A 263-nucleotide genomic window follows, 5' to 3' on the forward strand; every position below is an offset into this window, starting at 1 on the left:
TTAGGCTGAGAATTCTCTTGAGGTTTCGACGGAGGTTGCTCCTCACGAGTGACGGGTTCGGATTTCGACTGGGATTTGCTGTCACTGCGTTGATGCTGATGACGATGAGATGGTGATGATACCCCGTTCTGCTGTTCGGGAACCTCGTTGTTCCCGCCAGAAGGAGGGGCCAGGCGCTTTTCTTCCTTGGCCATAGAGGCAAGATCGGGGGTTGATTTGGGTCGCGGGTCTGTCAGACGTCTCGGCTCAGATTATGGGACCGG

At 55.5% G+C, this 263-nt stretch carries 1 protein-coding gene; it reads right to left on the reverse strand.

Annotated elements, in window-relative coordinates:
• A partial coding sequence (locus tag PZC42_RS21710) for a hypothetical protein (RefSeq protein ID WP_277214266.1) occupies positions 1–194 on the reverse strand: 194 nt, incomplete at its 3' end.
• Positions 195–263: the final 69 nt, after the last annotated feature.

Source organism: Isoptericola croceus (assembly GCF_029382255.1).
Classification (GTDB): Bacteria; Actinomycetota; Actinomycetes; order Actinomycetales; family Cellulomonadaceae; genus Isoptericola; species Isoptericola croceus.